Annotated in this window: 14 protein-coding genes and 1 pseudogene; 3 read left to right on the top strand and 12 right to left on the bottom strand. The window is 63.4% G+C overall.

What is annotated here, in order from left to right:
* The coding region (locus VIQ49_RS19435) for an MFS transporter (protein WP_331887676.1) at nucleotides 1-626 on the bottom strand (626 nt) is incomplete at its 3' end.
* On the opposite strand from VIQ49_RS19435, the pseudogene VIQ49_RS19430 reads away from it, so the two are divergent.
* A pseudogene (locus VIQ49_RS19430) lies at nucleotides 577-1,410 on the top strand (glutamate synthase-related protein); the annotation flags it as partial. The gene VIQ49_RS19435 and the pseudogene VIQ49_RS19430 sit on opposite strands and share 50 nt — an antisense overlap.
* Before the next feature lie 64 nt (nucleotides 1,411-1,474).
* On the opposite strand, the gene VIQ49_RS19425 reads toward VIQ49_RS19430, so the two are convergent.
* Nucleotides 1,475-2,083 (bottom strand): helix-turn-helix domain-containing protein, encoded by a 609-nt coding sequence (locus tag VIQ49_RS19425; protein ID WP_331887674.1) that lies wholly within the window; start codon nucleotides 2,081-2,083, stop codon nucleotides 1,475-1,477.
* Nucleotides 2,084-2,219: 136 nt separating this feature from the next.
* Here VIQ49_RS19425 and VIQ49_RS19420 point away from each other — a divergent pair, with 136 nt between their 5' ends.
* Nucleotides 2,220-3,431, top strand: a complete 1,212-nt coding sequence (locus VIQ49_RS19420; protein ID WP_331887672.1) for a cytochrome P450 — start codon at nucleotides 2,220-2,222, stop codon at nucleotides 3,429-3,431.
* Nucleotides 3,428-4,867, top strand: a complete 1,440-nt coding sequence (locus tag VIQ49_RS19415) for an AarF/ABC1/UbiB kinase family protein (RefSeq protein ID WP_331887670.1) — start codon at nucleotides 3,428-3,430, stop codon at nucleotides 4,865-4,867. The genes VIQ49_RS19420 and VIQ49_RS19415 overlap by 4 nt, the downstream gene beginning before the upstream one ends.
* A 39-nt stretch (nucleotides 4,868-4,906) precedes the next feature.
* On the opposite strand, the gene urtE is transcribed toward VIQ49_RS19415, so the two are convergent.
* From urtE to VIQ49_RS29000, 10 genes are all read right to left on the bottom strand, one after another.
* Complete coding sequence (gene urtE, locus VIQ49_RS19410) at nucleotides 4,907-5,599, bottom strand: urea ABC transporter ATP-binding subunit UrtE (protein WP_331887668.1); 693 nt, start codon at nucleotides 5,597-5,599, stop codon at nucleotides 4,907-4,909.
* Complete coding sequence (urtD, locus tag VIQ49_RS19405) at nucleotides 5,599-6,447, bottom strand: urea ABC transporter ATP-binding protein UrtD (RefSeq protein WP_331887666.1); 849 nt, start codon at nucleotides 6,445-6,447, stop codon at nucleotides 5,599-5,601. Before urtD ends, urtE begins: the two co-directional genes overlap by 1 nt.
* Entirely contained in the window at nucleotides 6,444-7,562 is a 1,119-nt protein-coding gene (urtC, locus tag VIQ49_RS19400) for an urea ABC transporter permease subunit UrtC (RefSeq protein WP_331887664.1), read from the bottom strand. The genes urtD and urtC overlap by 4 nt, the downstream gene beginning before the upstream one ends.
* Nucleotides 7,559-8,446 carry an urea ABC transporter permease subunit UrtB gene (gene urtB / locus VIQ49_RS19395; protein WP_331887662.1) on the bottom strand — a complete coding sequence of 296 codons (888 nt, stop codon included), beginning with the start codon at nucleotides 8,444-8,446 and terminating at the stop codon, nucleotides 7,559-7,561. Before urtB ends, urtC begins: the two co-directional genes overlap by 4 nt.
* 60 nt (nucleotides 8,447-8,506) lie before the next feature.
* Nucleotides 8,507-9,787 carry an urea ABC transporter substrate-binding protein gene (gene urtA / locus VIQ49_RS19390; RefSeq protein ID WP_331887660.1) on the bottom strand — a complete coding sequence of 427 codons (1,281 nt, stop codon included), beginning with the start codon at nucleotides 9,785-9,787 and terminating at the stop codon, nucleotides 8,507-8,509.
* 863 nt (nucleotides 9,788-10,650) lie between these two features.
* Nucleotides 10,651-11,037: a nitroreductase/quinone reductase family protein gene (locus tag VIQ49_RS19385; protein WP_331887658.1), complete on the bottom strand. Its 387-nt coding sequence runs from the start codon at nucleotides 11,035-11,037 to the stop codon at nucleotides 10,651-10,653.
* Nucleotides 11,037-11,498, bottom strand: a complete 462-nt coding sequence (locus VIQ49_RS19380) for a hypothetical protein (protein WP_331887656.1) — start codon at nucleotides 11,496-11,498, stop codon at nucleotides 11,037-11,039. Before VIQ49_RS19380 ends, VIQ49_RS19385 begins: the two co-directional genes overlap by 1 nt.
* A gap of 92 nt (nucleotides 11,499-11,590) precedes the next feature.
* The gene (gene lon, locus VIQ49_RS19375; protein ID WP_331887654.1) at nucleotides 11,591-13,915 is read right to left on the bottom strand and encodes an endopeptidase La; all 2,325 of its coding nucleotides are present in this window, start codon (nucleotides 13,913-13,915) and stop codon (nucleotides 11,591-11,593) included.
* A gap of 161 nt (nucleotides 13,916-14,076) precedes the next feature.
* On the bottom strand, nucleotides 14,077-14,958 hold the full coding sequence (locus VIQ49_RS19370; RefSeq protein ID WP_331887652.1) for a hypothetical protein: 882 nt from the start codon (nucleotides 14,956-14,958) through the stop codon (nucleotides 14,077-14,079).
* Nucleotides 14,940-15,137, bottom strand: a complete 198-nt coding sequence (locus VIQ49_RS29000; RefSeq protein ID WP_414731668.1) for a hypothetical protein — start codon at nucleotides 15,135-15,137, stop codon at nucleotides 14,940-14,942. Before VIQ49_RS29000 ends, VIQ49_RS19370 begins: the two co-directional genes overlap by 19 nt.
* Nucleotides 15,138-15,156: the final 19 nt, after the last annotated feature.

The following is a 15,156-nucleotide window of genomic DNA, read 5'->3' as shown; positions in this document are numbered from 1 at the left end:
TTCCGGACCTTGAACATGTGCAGTGGGATCATCGGGTGGTTGGTGTGGGTCTCGCGCCACGGGAGCGCCGCGAGGGCCAGCACGCCCACCGCCAATGGCATCGCCACAGCCGGGTTGGAAAGGCCCAGGCGTTGTTGTTCGATGAGTGCGTAGACGGTGCCGCCCAGACCGACCGCCGCCAGGACCGCACCGGGCGCGTCGATGGGTGTGCGCGCCGACGTCCGCGCCGGCTCGACAAGCCGGTACGACAGGACGAGGTTGACCGCAACGGGCAGCACATTCACGGCGAAGATCCACCGCCAATTCAACGTGTCCACGAGAACGCCGCCCAGCAGCGGGCCGACCACAAACGCGGTGCCCGTCCACGCGGTCCACGTGCCGATGGCCTTGGGTTGGTCGTCCGGCGAGAATGCCGAGTTGATCAAAGCCAGAGAACTCGGGACGAGGAGTGCCGCGCCGGCACCCTGCACTCCGCGGGCCAGGATGAGGATCAGGTCGGTGGGGGCCGCGGCGCAGGCCACCGACGCGATGCCGAACACCAAGAGACCGACGCGCAGAATCGGCAGCCGTCCGAACGCGTCGGAGATCGCTGCCGCACGTGGAGTTGTGCAGGGGCGTGGCTGCATCAGTCCCTCGCGGCACGCCGAGTTCTCCGACACCGACAGTTTGCTCGACTGGGTTGAACTACTCGCCGCCGGAACGGGCCTGCCGGTGGGAATCAAGGCGGCCGTCGGTGATCTCGATTTCTGGTACGAACTCGCCGACCTGATGCAACAGTCCGGCCGGGGCGTGGATTCTGTGACAATCGATGGTGGTGAGGGTGGCACGGGTGCAGCACCGTTGATCTTCACCGATAGTGTGTCGCTGCCGTTCCAGCTCGGGTTCGCCCAGGTCTACCGGATCTTCGCCGAGCGCGGCCTTCATGAGGACAGCACCTTCATCGGCGGCGGAAAGCTCAGGCTTCCCGACAACGCAATCGTGGGGTTCGCGCTGGGCTGCGACATGGTGAACATAGCGCGTGAAGCGATGCTGGCGATCGGATGTATCCAGGCCCAGAAGTGCCATACCGACACCTGTCCTACCGGGGTGGCCACCCAGAACAGCTGGCCGGCACGGGGATTGGTGCCCGAGGCCAAGGCCGAGAGGGCGGCGAACTACATCAAGACTCTGCGCCGCGACTTGGTGAAGGTGGCCGAGGCCTGCGGTGTCGGGCACCCAGGCCTCATCGACAGCACGTCGATCGACATCCTTCAGGGACGCACCAGCTCCACACCCCTGGACAAGGTCTACGGCAACACACCGGGGATGGGCGTTCCCTCCCTCGCCGACCGCGAGGAAATCATTCGGCTGATGACAATCTCCTCCCAGGGTGGTTCAGCGCCACCCTCGTCGTCCGCCACCGGGGGATGATTTCCGGCAACATCGATTGTGGGTCATAATATGTTGCGCAGCAACGGATTCAGCAACACTTGATTCAGTGTCCACCTTCGTCGAGAAGCCGTTCCATTCGTCCGGCGACCATCTCGACCCACTCTCCGATGATCCGGTCGTCGTCGATTGCCAGCGGCTGCAGACCAAGGGAGTGGGGCATCGTCCGGTGCGCGAACAGCGCGTTCAGTGCCACTGCTGCGATGTTCTCCGCACGCTGCCGTCCCACATCAGGGATCCGCCGCTCCACCCAGCCGGCCATCCCCGCGTAAGACTCGTCGACGAGATGGGCCAGCGTGTCGGCCAGCCTGCGTGGCCGATCGCGGAGTTCGGAGGAGACGATGCGCAGGAGCTGACTCTCCTCGTCGATGACCTGCAACGTGTACCGGCCCACCACGGTCAGCTCGGAGCGCAGATCGGTGAGTCCCTCGAAGATCTGCCGGATGTCGCGGAGGGCGCGCAGCCGGTCGAGTTGCCGGTCGATGCCCGCCTCGAGCAGCAGTTCCTTCGATCGGAAGTGGTGGTAGAGCCCGCCCGACCCCGGAGTGAGGCCGGCTGCCTGCTCGATCTGGGCAACGCTCGTCGCACGGTAGCCCTGCTCTCCGAACAGGCGCATCGCCTCGTCGATCAGGCGGTCTCGCGTTGCTGTGGTCATCGTCCTCATCCTGTTGCGGCGTGGACCCGGTCCGGCGCCGATGGCCGACCGGTGGCCATTGACAAGAACCTAAGTGCCCACTTAGTGTAGCCAAGTAGCTCGACTAAGTGAACACTTAGGCGCTCTGGAGGCACACATGAATGTGATGACCGGTTCCGAGGCATCGTTGATGTGGCAGCGCCCGGATGGCACACCACCGTCTGTTCCGCGGCCATGGGATCGCGGCCCCGGGCCGGTGCGGTTCGACGAACAGACGGAATCGTGGGTGGTCAACGGGTACGAGGCAGCCCGCGAGATTCTGCTCGGGGACGGCTGGAGCAGCGATCCGTCAGCCGCCGATGCGAGTCGCCGGGCGCTGAGGGCTGCCGGCATCGAGGATGCGCCGCTGGCACAGACCATGCTCACGCTCGATGCCCCCGACCACGGACGCGTGCGCGGCTCATTGCGCGACGTCTTCACGCCGCACTGCGTCGCTGCGATGGGCGAAGGGGTCGAAGCGATCGCCGCCGGGGTGATCAGCGGTGTTGCCGCGGGCGAGCCTTTTGATCTGATGTCCCTGATCGCCGAGCCGTTGCCGATCGCGGTCATCGCAGAGTGGATGGCCCTCGAACCCGATGTCGCACAGCTTCTGTGGGACGAGACCAGCGAGTTGGTCGGCGCCCTGGAAGGCACCGTGCTGCCCACCGAGGCCCTGCCCTCGATCTCGGGGCTGACGGCGCTGTTCGCCGAGTTCCTGTCCGCCGCTTCAGAGCGCCGACGCCACCCCGAAGACGATCTACTCAGTCTGCTGGCGACCGAACCCGAGCTCGAACTCGACGAGGTGGTCTCGAACGCGATCCTCCTTGCGGTCGCCGGTCACGAGACCACTGCGAAACTGTTGGGGACAAGCATGATTCGGTTGTGCTCCGGTGAGCCCGGTGAACGGTTGATCGACACACTCGGCGACGTCGGCGCAGATGGCGTCATCGACGAACTGCTCCGTCTTGACGGAACTGCTCAGGTGGTGGTGCGTGCCGCGACAGAGCAACACGAGATCGCCGGGCGCACCATCGAGGCCGGCGCGCGGGTGATCGTGGCAATCGCGGCCGCCAACCGGGATCCGGCGGTGTTCGAGGCACCTCACGAGTTCCGTCCCGATCGAGAAAGAGACCGACCGCATCTCGCCCTCGGTTACGGCCGGCATCGCTGTCTGGGTGCGGCGTTGTCGCGGCTGGAACTCAGGATTGCGTTGCGGCAGATCAAGGCTCGGCAACCACGGCTCGCCGGCCCGGTGACCTGGCACCCGTCGGGAATCCTGCGCGGTCCCACCCGGGCACCGATGATCTTCACAGATGGGGGAGACCGATGATCGACGAACCAGCTGTCCCTGCCGGTGCCGACAGATTCGGGTCCGTTCGGGCCGGCAGGGTTCGCCGCACGGCCCCCGTGGTGGGCTTCGCCGCCCGAGCGGCCGGCGGCCGAGTGGTGGCGGGCCTGCGCACCCGCGCCGGCGACACCGACGCAGTCGATAAGTTCCACCACCGCACCGCGGAGCGCTACGCCGACATGCTCGGTCACTCCAAGGGGGTGCTGATGAAGGCGGGACAACTCCTGTCGACCTATGACATGGATCCCGGCGTCGGCGGCCCCATGGCCACCTATCAGGCTGCGCTGCAACGTCTTCAGTCCGAAGCGCCACCGATGGACTTCGCGACGGCCCGGGAGGTCATCGAATCTGATCTCGGTTGTCCGATCGGGGATTCGTTCGACGAATTCTCGGCGGAGCCGATCGCAGCTGCATCCATCGGTCAGGTGCACCGGGCCAGACTGGTCGATGGACGGGAGGTCGCGGTGAAGGTCCAGTATCCCGGAGTTGCGCGTGCCATCCGGGACGACCTGGCCAACACCGAGCTGCTGGCCACATTCCTCAAACTGGGGATGTCGTTGACGCCGCGGGCCATGCGCACCGACCAACGGTCAGCGGCGGTCGAAGTGGCGGAACGCATTGCGGAGGAACTCGACTACCGGCATGAGGCGCGCAGCATCCGGCGGTTCGCGGACCTGTACCGGGGACACCCTTTCATTCGCGTGCCGGACGTGATCGACAGTCACTCCGGAGATCTCGTGATCACCATGACCTTTCTCGAGGGTGTGGGGTGGGCGCAGGCGCGTACCGCGGATCAGGAATTGCGCAACCGATGGGCATTGTCGATCGGGTATTTCGGGTTCGGGGCGTATCGCCACAGCAACCTCTTCAACGCCGATCCGCATCCGGGCAACTACCGATTCGGGGAGGACGGGACAGTGGGTTTCGTCGACTTCGGCTGTGTCAAAAAGTTCCCGGAGTGGATTCGCCGCGGGATCGTCACGATGTTCCGGGCCACCTGCGAAGGGGACCGCCATGAGCTGTACCGGCTCATGATCGAACACGGCTTCATCACCGCCGACACCGATCTGAGCGTCGACGACGCCTATGAATGGTGGTCGATGATGGCATCGAGTGTGAACACCGTACAGCCGCATACCTTTGTCCCGGCGGACAGCACCGGCCTCGTGCAGTCCATGTTCGACGACGGCCCGGTGGGCCGCGCGGTCCGCAAGATGCAGGTGCCCAGCGACTACATCATGCTCGCTCGAATCAATCTGGGCATCAACGCAATTCTCAGCGAACTGGGTGCCACTCTCGACACACGTGAACAACTCGACTGCGTCGACGGCGTCGGAACACCGACAACCGCCGCGAGCCGCGCCCACGCCGAATGGGCCCATCGCCGAGGGCTGCCGTTCGGTCTCACAGTTCGCTGACGAGTTGTCGGAGGCCGAACCCGTGGTGCCGAACCGTCGTCAGATGGTCATGGCCTCACGCACGCCCGCTTCGGCGTCCGCACCGCCGGCGCCGGACGACGTGATGTGACCACCTTCGAGGATGTAGTACGTGTCGGCGGCCTCGAGAGCGAAACCGATCTGCTGTTCCACCAGCAGAACTCCCATGTCACCGCGCTGGGTCAACGCAGTGATGGTGTTCTCGATCTCGGCGACCACTGACGGTTGAATGCCCTCGGTGGGTTCGTCGAGGATCAGCATCTTCGGCTCGGTGATCAACGCCCGTGCGATGGCCAACTGCTGGCGCTGACCACCGGACAGCAAACCGGCGCGACGGGTCAGCAGCTCCTTCAGGGCCGGGAAGAGGTCCAGAGCCTCGGCGACCAGCTCCTTACCGCGTTTGCGGCCATCGGCCACCACCTGGAGGTTCTCGGCAGTCGTCAGGTATCCGAAGCTCTGCTGGCCCTGCGGGACGTACGCCAATCCGCGCGCGACCCGCGCACTCGGGCGCAGCGAGGTGATGTCTGCTCCGTCGAACTTGATGGTGCCCTTCGTGACTTTGAGCAGACCCACCGCCGCACGGAGAAGGGTGGTCTTCCCGGCCCCGTTGTGTCCCATCACCGCGGCGACACCATCGGTGGGTACCTCGATGCTGGCGCCGTGTACCACTTCGGTGCGGCCGTAACCGGTACGGACATCGATCAATTCGAGCATCAGGCGGTCCCTTCGGATTCTGTGGCAGCGGCGACTTCTTCGATCTCGGTGCCACCTGCCGCGGTGCCGAGGTAGACCTCCTGAACCTGTGGATTCGCCTGGACTTCGGCGACAGAACCCTCGGCGATGACCTTGCCGCGGGCGAGCACGGTCACCGAGGTGGCAAAGGACCGCATGAACTCCATGTCGTGTTCGACGACCACGACCGTTCGTTGTCCACCGATTCGGCGCAGCAGCTGCCCGGTCTCTTCGCGCTCCTCGTGGCTCATCCCCGCGACGGGCTCGTCGAGTAGGAGCACAGAAGCGTTCTGCACCAGCAGCATTCCGATCTCGAGCCACTGTTTCTGACCGTGTGCGAGGATTCCTGCCGGCGAGTCCCGCAGGTGCTGCAATCCGATGGTCTCCAGGGCCTCTTCGATCTCGGGCAGGATCCCGGACCGGCGGCGAAGCAGTGTGAGCGCGCTGCGACCGGCGCCGGCGGCGATGTCGAGGTTCTGCAGCACGGTGAGCTCCTCGAAGACGCTGGCGGTCTGGAAGGTTCGGCCCACACCCAGCCGGGCGATGCGATGCACCTTCTTGCCGACCAGTTCCACACCCGATTTCTGGATGGAGCCCGTGGCGGGCACCAGTCCGGTGATGGCGTCGATGACGGTGGTCTTCCCGGCCCCGTTGGGGCCGATGAGGAACCGCAGATCTCCCTGGAGCAGAGTCAGATCCACATCGCTGACGGCTTTGAAGCCGTCGAAGCTGACGGTGAGCCCGCGGACCTGCAGATAGTCGCTGGACATGCCGGCGTTGCCGCCGAGTGCGGGTTCCTTGTCGGCAACCGGTGTCTCGTGTGCGCTCATGAGGATGCTCCCACTGGTGTGACGTCGGCCTTGTCCGGGTCGGGATCGGATTCAGGTGGGTCGGATTGCGCCTTCTTGCGACGCCATTTGGTGAGCGCGCCGAGGCCGGCCAGACCGGCGGGGAAGAAGCCGACGACAACGATGAAGAGCAGGCCCTGGGCGTAGACCCAGCCAGACGGGAAGTTCTCCGACAGGTTGGTCTGAGCCCACGCGACACCGATGGCACCGAGTACGGGACCGAGCAGCGTGGTACGGCCGCCGATGGCGACACCGATCAGGAACGCGATCGACGGGACGATGCCCACGTCCGCGGGCGAGATGATGCCGACGATCGGAACGAACAGTGCCCCGGCGATACTCGCGAACAATGCGGCGACGGTGTATGCGACGAGCTTGATGTTGGCGGGGTCGTAGCCGAGGAAACGAACCCGCTCCTCCTGGTCGCGGACGGCGACCAGCAGTTCACCGTATCGGCTGTACATCAGCTGACGGGTCAGTGCGACAACGATGAGCAGCGTCGCGGCGGCGATGAAGAACAGGAGCCGTTTGTTGGCCGGGTCGTTCAGTGCGAGGCCGAAGAAGCTGCGGAACCGGTTGAGCCCGTTGCTTCCTCCGGTGCTCTGCTGTCCGATGAGCAGGATGGCGAACGCGGCGGCGAGCGCCTGCGACAGGATGGCGAAGTACGCGCCCTTGACGCGGCGTTTGAAGATTCCGAGACCCAGGATCAGCGCCACACCGGCGGGGATGAAGAGGATGCCCAGGATGGTGACCAGGGGTGAGGAGAACGGCTTCCAGTACGCGGGCAGTTCGTTGATGCCGGCGATCTGCATGAAGTCGGGAACGCTGTCGCCGCGTAACTCGGCATCGGAGATCTTGATGTGCATCGCCATGATGTAGGCGCCGAGCCCGAAGAAGACACCTTGACCCAGGACGAGCATTCCGCCACGGCCCCAGGCCAATCCGATACCGACGGCGACGATGCCGAAGCACAGGAACTTTCCGAGCAGGTTGAGCCGGAAGTCACTGAGCACGGCCGGGGCGATGGCAAAGAGGATCACCGCGGCGAGCGCGAAGCCGGAGTAGACCTGCCAGCGTGAGGATAAGAACTGTTTCATACCAGGCTCCTCGTCTTGACGGTGAACAGTCCCTGCGGGCGGATCTGCAGGAAGATCACGATGAGCACGAAAACGATCACCTTCGCCACCGACGCGGTGGTGTTGTATTCGATGAACGAGTTGAGCAGTCCCAGCGATATGGCTGCGATGACGGCACCCTTGATCTGGCCGAGGCCGCCGATCACCACCACCAGGAAGGCGTCGATGAGGTAGACCGTTCCGGTGTTGGAGCTGGTGGAGCCGATGAGCGTCAACGCCACACCGGCCACACCGGCGAGACCGGATCCGATGAAGAATGTGGTGATATCGGTTCTGCGGCTGGAGATTCCACTGGTCTCGGCGAGCTCTCGATGCTGTACCACCGCCCGGATCCGCCGGCCCATCGGTGTGTACTTCATGGTCGCCGCCAGCGCCGCCACACAGACGATGGCCAGGATCATGATGAAGATCCGGCTCTTCGGCACCACGGCACCGAGGATCTCGACACCACCGCTGAGCCAGTCCGGGCCGACCACGTTGACCGCGGGTGCTCCGAAGATGTCGCGGGCGGCCTGTTGCAGGATCAGGCCCACGCCGAACGTGACGAGCAGGGTGTCGAGCGGGCGGTGATACATGCGCCGGATGAGTGTGACTTCGAGGAGTACACCCATCAGACCGCCGACGCCGAAGCCGACAAAGAGTGAAACGATCAGGGAGGCATTGGTATTGGACACCACGTGTTCCTGCACCACGTAAGCGGTGTACGAACCGATCATGATGAATGCACCATGAGCCATGTTGATGACACCCATCTGACCGAAGGTCAGTGAGAGTCCCAATGCCGCGAGCAGCAGAATCGACGCCAGACTCAGTCCGGTAAACGTCTGTCCGATCAGCACATCCACGAGTGCTTTTCCTTCCCGATCACTTTTTGCCGGCTTCGGTCATCTAAAGCGAACCGATTGTTATGAGCCGCTCAGCCCCTCGGCCCACGGGTAACTCTCGAGGTAGGGATCGGGCTCGATGGGTGCCGGTGATTCCCAGATCGTGTAGATCAGTCCGTCGGAGCGGATCTCACCGATCCGAGCGGTCTTGGTGATGTGGTTGTTCTCGCCGTCGATGGTGACCAGGCCTTCGGGTGCGTCGAAGGTGACCCCGCCGGCAGCGTCCTGAATGGCCGGTACCTCAAACGAATCGGCCTTCTCGACGGTGTTCTTCCACAGGTACACCGAGACATACGCGGCTTCCATCGGATCCGAGGTGGGCTTGTCGGCGCCGTACTTCGCCTTGTATGCGGCGACAAACTCGTTGTTCACCGGGGTGTCGATGGTCTGGTAGTAGTTCCAGGCCGTCAGCTGGCCTTCGATGTTCTGCACACCGATGCCCCCGACCTCCTCTTCGGCGATCGACACCGAAACAACCGGCATGTCAGCGGCGTTGAGGCCGGCAGCGTTGTATTCACGGAAGAATGCGACGTTGGAGTCGCCATTGAGGGTGTTGAAGACCGCATCGGCGTCGGCGGTGCGAACCTTGTTGACGATGGTCGAGAAGTCGGTGGATCCCAGAGGGGTGTAGTCCTCACCCTTGATCTCCATGCCGTTGGCTTCTGCGTAGGCCTTGATGATCCGGTTGGCCGTCTGCGGGAAGACGTAGTCACTGCCGACCAGGTAGAGGGACTTGACGCCCTTCTCCTTCAGATAGTCCAGGGCCGGAACGATCTGCTGATTGGTGGTGGCACCGGTGTAGAAGATGTTCGGGGAGGATTCGAGTCCTTCATATTGCACCGGGTAGTAAAGAAGTGCGTTGTTGTCCTCGAAGACCGGGAGCATCGCCTTGCGGCTCGATGAGGTCCATCCACCGAAAACCGTTGCAACACAATCACTGCTGATCAGCTTCTCGGCCTTCTCAGCGAAGATGGTGGGCTCGGAGGCGCCGTCTTCTCCGACCAGTTGGATCTGCTTGCCCAGGACGCCGCCGGCCGCGTTGATCTCTTCGACCGCGAGTGCGATCGAATCACGCACGGTCACTTCGGAAATCGCCATCGTGCCGGACAGCGAGTTGAGGGAACCGACCTTGACGGTGCTGCCGGAGGTATCCACACACGAGGTGGCCGAACTGGTTGATTCGTCACTGGCCGAGCTGCCACACGCACTGAGTGCGAGGGCCACGACTGCGAGTGCGGCCGGAGCGGCGAGGGCGGACCGGCGGAACCGGGACCTGGCGGGAACGGCATCGGGTTGCGGCATATCGGCCTTTCACTTGTGGTGCGCTGCACTGAGAAAGAAGGGACCGGCGAGTGAGTAACCGGCCCAGAACCGCACGTATACGGTTCCGTGTACGTGCATAAAAATAGGGATGGTTTGTTTCATCTGCGTGACCTGACGTGACAAATCCATTTCCGATTCAAGATTTTTGCGCGTTCGCGGAGATGAGAGCTGCTATGTGATCCCGGTCACTGGGTGGACGGATGACCTATTACACTGTGCTGTAGATGATTTGCGAAAGTCATTTGACAGCAGTTCAATTGGCCCGACACAACTAGCTATGCTAAAGAAGCTGTGGGCACGGACATAGAAGGAGCCCATCCGCACCACGTGCGGATGGGCTTCAGCTTCACCAGTGTCCAGTCGAGATCAATGGGGGTACGAACTCCGACGTCTGACTCAGGTCTATATGCCGCTGAGCAGCCCCGTCAGATTCGTCCGGATGCGAGCAATAGATGCGGCCATCGGTTCGGTTGCGGCAAAACGCTTTCCGAGTTCCGGGTCGAGAAACTCTGCGGCCGCCTCGGCAGACGGCCGCAGGTGGTATCCCTCGGGTCATAACCGACGGCGGGCACACCGACAGCGGTGAAGATCTCGAACCACCACGCGTTGTTGTCCTCGACGAAGAACCGCAACGGCATCCGTGAATCGTCGACAGCGTGGTCTGGAGATATCCCTCGTCGAGATCGTGGTGCGCTTCAAGGAAGTGCCTGTCCCGTAGCTCTGTGCGAACGCACTCAAAAGGTCCAACCGCTGCGCGGGGTCAGGCGTCATATGGGAAAGCTCAGTCATGCTGCGGTGAGGATGCGGAGTGATCACTGTGGGGTTCGACAGCTGGGGCCATGTCAGCCCAGATCGATCCGTACGGTGAGCAGATCGGTACCGAACGTCTTGACGCCGAAGCTGTTGAGAGCCGGCAGTGCCTTGAGGCGTGCGACGGTATCGTCGTCGGGAAGCAGATGAGCCGTTCCGGTGTGCCACTTGCCCCGCAGGCGGAGCCGAACCCGAGGGTCCGCCTGGATGTTCTTGATGTACTGCGACCCGGTCCCGAATTCCGACACGAGCCAGAACTCATTGCCCACCCGTTTGCCACCCAGCGCGGTGCGGCGCGGTTGCCCGGACTTGCGGCCGGTGGTCTCCAGGATGGTCTGGAACGGAAAGAGTTTGGTGACCGGGTTGCCGACCCGCTTCTGGAAGGCGATGGTGAAACGCTTTCGACGATCGGTCGGCATCAGATGGACTCCGCGGTCGAAGACTTCGTCGTGGTATCGCCGAGCACTGTGAACGTGTAGTCGGCGAGTTTGTGAACGACGGTGACGGTCAGGGCGACCAACAGAATACCGAAGAACCCGTTGATGTTGATGTCGTCTCCGAAGGTGACGTCGATTGCCCAGATGAACACGAACTTGGACAGGAACATGACGAGCCAGACGCAGAAAAGCACCAGCAGCCGGTTCGCGGTGCCCGACCGGCCTTTCATCCGACCGACGATTCGGCCCTTGATGAAGAACGCTGCGAACGTCAGAATTTCCAAGACGATGGCTGCGAAGAAGATCGTGGAGAAGCTCTTGGCGTAGACGATCGATGTGTAGTCGTTGAAGAACCCCAGAACAACCGCGTAGATGAGCGTCCCGACGAACAACTCCTTGAACATCAGTTGTCTGGAGTTGAAAACGGGATCTGCGCTGGTCATCAGGGAACCGTAGCGCAGCGGGGGGATCCCTCTCGTTCAACGCGAACAGGCCCACCCGCCGAAGCGAGTGGGCCTGTTCGGACCCGGCGTGATCAGGCCGCGGCAGTCGCGTTCTGCTCGACCGGCTCCAATGCCTGGGCGATGATGTCGGCGACATCGGTCATCGGATGCACGGTCAGTGCCGCCAAGACCTCGGCGGGCACGTCCTCGAGATCCGGTTCGTTGCGGCCCGGGATGAAGACGGTCGTCATTCCGGCGCGTGCAGCGGCGAGCAGCTTCTGCTTCACCCCGCCGATCGGCAGGACCCGACCGTTGAGCGTGACCTCACCGGTCATCGCGACATCCGCGCGCACCTTGCGCCCGGTTGCCATCGACACCAATGCGGTCACCATGGTGACACCCGCGGACGGCCCGTCCTTGGGCGTGGCACCGGCCGGCACGTGAACGTGGATGCTCCGCTCCAGTGACTTCGGGTCGATACCGAATTCGATTGCGTGCGAACGGACGTAACTCAGTGCGATCTGCGCCGACTCCTTCATCACATCGCCCAACTGGCCGGTGAGCACCAGCCCTTCTCCGTCGGTGGATCCGGCTTCGATGTAGAGCACATCGCCGCCGAGTCCGGTGACCGCGAGTCCTGTTGCGACGCCCGGCACTGCCGTGCGCTCTTCGGAATCCGGGGTGAACCGGGGCTTGCCGAGGTAGCCGACGAGGTCGGGTTCGTCCACCGTGATCTTGGTGCCCTCGGACGAGTCACTCAGAGCCGTGGTGACTTTGCGCATCAGCTTGGCGAGGAACCGCTCGAACTGCCGGACACCGGGCTCCCGCGTGTAGTCGGCGGCGATCTTGCGCAGAGCCAGATCGGTGACGTCGACCTCCTCGTCGGTGATCGCGGCCCGCTCCTGCTGGCGGGGCAGCAGGTAGTCGCGGGCGATGACCACCTTGTCGTCTTCGGTGTAGCCGTCGATGGTGACGAGCTCCATGCGGTCCAGCAGGGCGGACGGGATCTGCTCGATCACGTTGGCCGTCGCCAGGAAGACCACGTCGGACAGGTCGAGGTCCAGATCGAGGTAGTGGTCGCGGAACGTGTGGTTCTGCGCCGGATCCAGGACCTCCAGCAGCGCTGCGCTGGGGTCGCCGCGATAGTCCGCGCCGACCTTGTCGATCTCGTCCAGCAGCACAACGGGATTCATCGATCCAGCCTCACCGATGGCCCGAACGATACGTCCCGGCAGGGCGCCGACGTAGGTACGCCGGTGACCGCGGATCTCGGCCTCGTCGCGGACGCCACCGAGGGCGACGCGAACGAACTTGCGGCCCAGGGCCCGGGCCACGCTCTCGCCCAGCGACGTCTTGCCGACCCCGGGAGGCCCGGCCAGCACCATCACTGCGCCCGAGCCACGTCCGCCGACCACCTGCAGACCACGTTCGGCCCGGCGGGCACGGACCGCGAGGTACTCGACGATGCGATCCTTCACGTCATCCAGACCATGGTGATCGGCGTCGAGGATCGCGCGGGCGCCCTTGATGTCGGTGGAGTCGGTGGTGGTGACGTTCCACGGCAGGTCGAGGACGGTGTCCAACCAGGTTCGGATCCAACCGGATTCGGGACTCTGATCGCTGGCACGCTCCAGCTTGCCGACCTCCCGCATCGCGGCCTCGCGGACGTTGTCGGGCAGTTCGGCGGACTCCACGCGAGCGCGGTAGTCGTCGCTGCCGTCGGGCTCGTCCTCGCCGAGTTCCTTACGGATGGCAGCGAGTTGCTGGCGCAGCAGGAATTCCTTCTGCGTCTTCTCCATGCCGTCGCGGACATCGCCGGCGATCTTGTCGTTGACCTCGACCTCGGCGAGGTGATCGCGAGTCCAGCTGATCAGGGTGCGCAGACGCTCGCCCACATCAGGGGTTTCGAGCATCTCGCGCTTCTGCACGTCCGTGAGGTACGAAGCGTATCCGGCCGTGTCGGCCAGGGCCGACGGGTCGCTCAGTTTGTTGACCGAGTCGATGACCTGCCACGCCTCGCGGCGCTGCAACATTGCGAGCACCAGTTGTTTGTATTCAGCGGCCAATTCGCGGACGTCATCGGTGACGTCGGGCTCGTCGACGAGTTCGACCTCGACCCACAGTGCAGCTCCGGGGCCAGTGGTTCCCGAGCCGATGTGCGCGCGGGATTCGCCCTTGAGCACGGCGCCCGATTGGCCGCCGGCCATCCGGCCGAGCTGCACGATCGATGCCACCACACCGTAGGCGGGGTAGCGGTCGTCCAGACGTGGGGCGACCAGGAGTTTGCCGGCGTCAGACGCCTTTGCGGCATCGACCGCGGCTCGTGCGGCGTCATCGAGTTCGACCGGGACCACCATGCCAGGCAGGAGGACGGGGTCGGTCAGGAACAACACCGGCAATCGTTTGAGTTCGGTCATGTTTCCTCCAAAGTTAAGTACTTCGGACTCAACTTCTTTTTCAGGAGCTATGTTCCCGTTGCCCGCCGTGTTCATCTACAGCGAACAGCAGGTTCTCCCCTCACTCCTCGATTGCCGGTGGCCTCATGATCTGACAGATCAATGTCGTCTATGCGACACGGTCAACCTCCTCGCCGTTGGTGGAAAGCGAGTGCGTGGGACAACTTGCGGTGATTGGGACTGACTATTCCGCCCTCCGAGAAAGCATTGGTGGCGTCATCGAGGTAAACCGTCGCGCCATCGAAGTCCTTCCTCTTGAGCAGATAGTGTGCTTGCGCCGTGAGGAGTTGTCCCCTTCGAAGTGGCGGCGTGGCGCTGTTTTGCAACGAGAGCGCAGCCACGATCGCAGACTCCGCAGCTGCCCAGTCGGGGTTCTCTGTGCTCAGCGCGAGTCGACACACGAAGCTGTGACGCGCAATCTGCATCGGCGCCGATTCGTGAGCACGAGACCCTGGCAGCACGCGGGCCGCCGCGAGCTCGAGCGATTCGGATATGTGCCCGCTGCTCTCCAGGATCCGGGCCAGCCAGAAGTCGATCTCGATGTCTAGCCCGCGATCGTTGCTGGACCTCAAGGCGTTCTGTTCGGAATGGAGAAGCGTTGATGCGGCGGTCCACTGGCCGGCGTTCATCAAGCAAATGATGCTCTCGACGGTTGACTCGGAATACAGGTGCCGATTCCCGTCGTGGCGTGCCATTTCTCGCACCCGTTCGGATAGGACAAAGCCGCGCTGCACCAGTCCGATGTCGCGGTAACAGATACCCATAGCCCTTTGAAACCTCACGTGGATCCCGCGGCCCATGCGTTCCGGGGTTCGGACGTTCGACAACGCTGCCAGAGCCTGCGCCGGCAGGGTGCGAGCCAACAGATCTTCGGCGAGTTCGACGCTTTCGGCCAGCGTTGTACACGCCGATGTGCCGCGCTGGTTCAGGACCGCCCCCGCCGATATCGCTGTAATGCGAAGCAACTGCCGCCGATTGATCACGGTCACAACAGATTTTCGCAATCTGAATTGTGTAGGCCATCGACAAGCCCTTTCACACCGGATGCGTGGGCTCTGGTCGTGACCAGTACGACATCACCGCAATCGACGATGATGACATCATCCAGTCCGACGACTGCGTACCTGCGCACAGAGTCGACGGTTGAGGTGTATACGAACGGTTGCCGGCTGCCATGACTCAAGACCAATGAATTGGGAGTC

The sequence above is a fragment of the Williamsia sp. genome, assembly GCF_036566845.1.
GTDB lineage: Bacteria > Actinomycetota > Actinomycetes > Mycobacteriales > Mycobacteriaceae > Williamsia.
The sequence above is the reverse complement of the archived record's forward strand: the minus strand, read 5'-3'. Positions and strand labels throughout refer to the sequence as shown.

Bases quoted from the DNA above. Each gene is read 5' to 3' on its own strand.
- VIQ49_RS19425 (WP_331887674.1), bottom strand. From the start codon at position 2,083: ATGACCACAGCAACGCGAGACCGCCTGATCGACGAGGCGATGCGCCTG.
- VIQ49_RS19420 (WP_331887672.1), top strand. From the start codon at position 2,220: ATGAATGTGATGACCGGTTCCGAGGCATCGTTGATGTGGCAGCGCCCG.
- VIQ49_RS19415 (WP_331887670.1), top strand. From the start codon at position 3,428: ATGATCGACGAACCAGCTGTCCCTGCCGGTGCCGACAGATTCGGGTCC.
- urtE (WP_331887668.1), bottom strand. From the start codon at position 5,599: ATGCTCGAATTGATCGATGTCCGTACCGGTTACGGCCGCACCGAAGTG.
- urtD (WP_331887666.1), bottom strand. From the start codon at position 6,447: ATGAGCGCACACGAGACACCGGTTGCCGACAAGGAACCCGCACTCGGC.
- urtC (WP_331887664.1), bottom strand. From the start codon at position 7,562: ATGAAACAGTTCTTATCCTCACGCTGGCAGGTCTACTCCGGCTTCGCG.
- urtA (WP_331887660.1), bottom strand. From the start codon at position 9,787: ATGCCGCAACCCGATGCCGTTCCCGCCAGGTCCCGGTTCCGCCGGTCC.
- VIQ49_RS19385 (WP_331887658.1), bottom strand. From the start codon at position 11,037: ATGCCGACCGATCGTCGAAAGCGTTTCACCATCGCCTTCCAGAAGCGG.
- VIQ49_RS19380 (WP_331887656.1), bottom strand. From the start codon at position 11,498: ATGACCAGCGCAGATCCCGTTTTCAACTCCAGACAACTGATGTTCAAG.
- lon (WP_331887654.1), bottom strand. From the start codon at position 13,915: ATGACCGAACTCAAACGATTGCCGGTGTTGTTCCTGACCGACCCCGTC.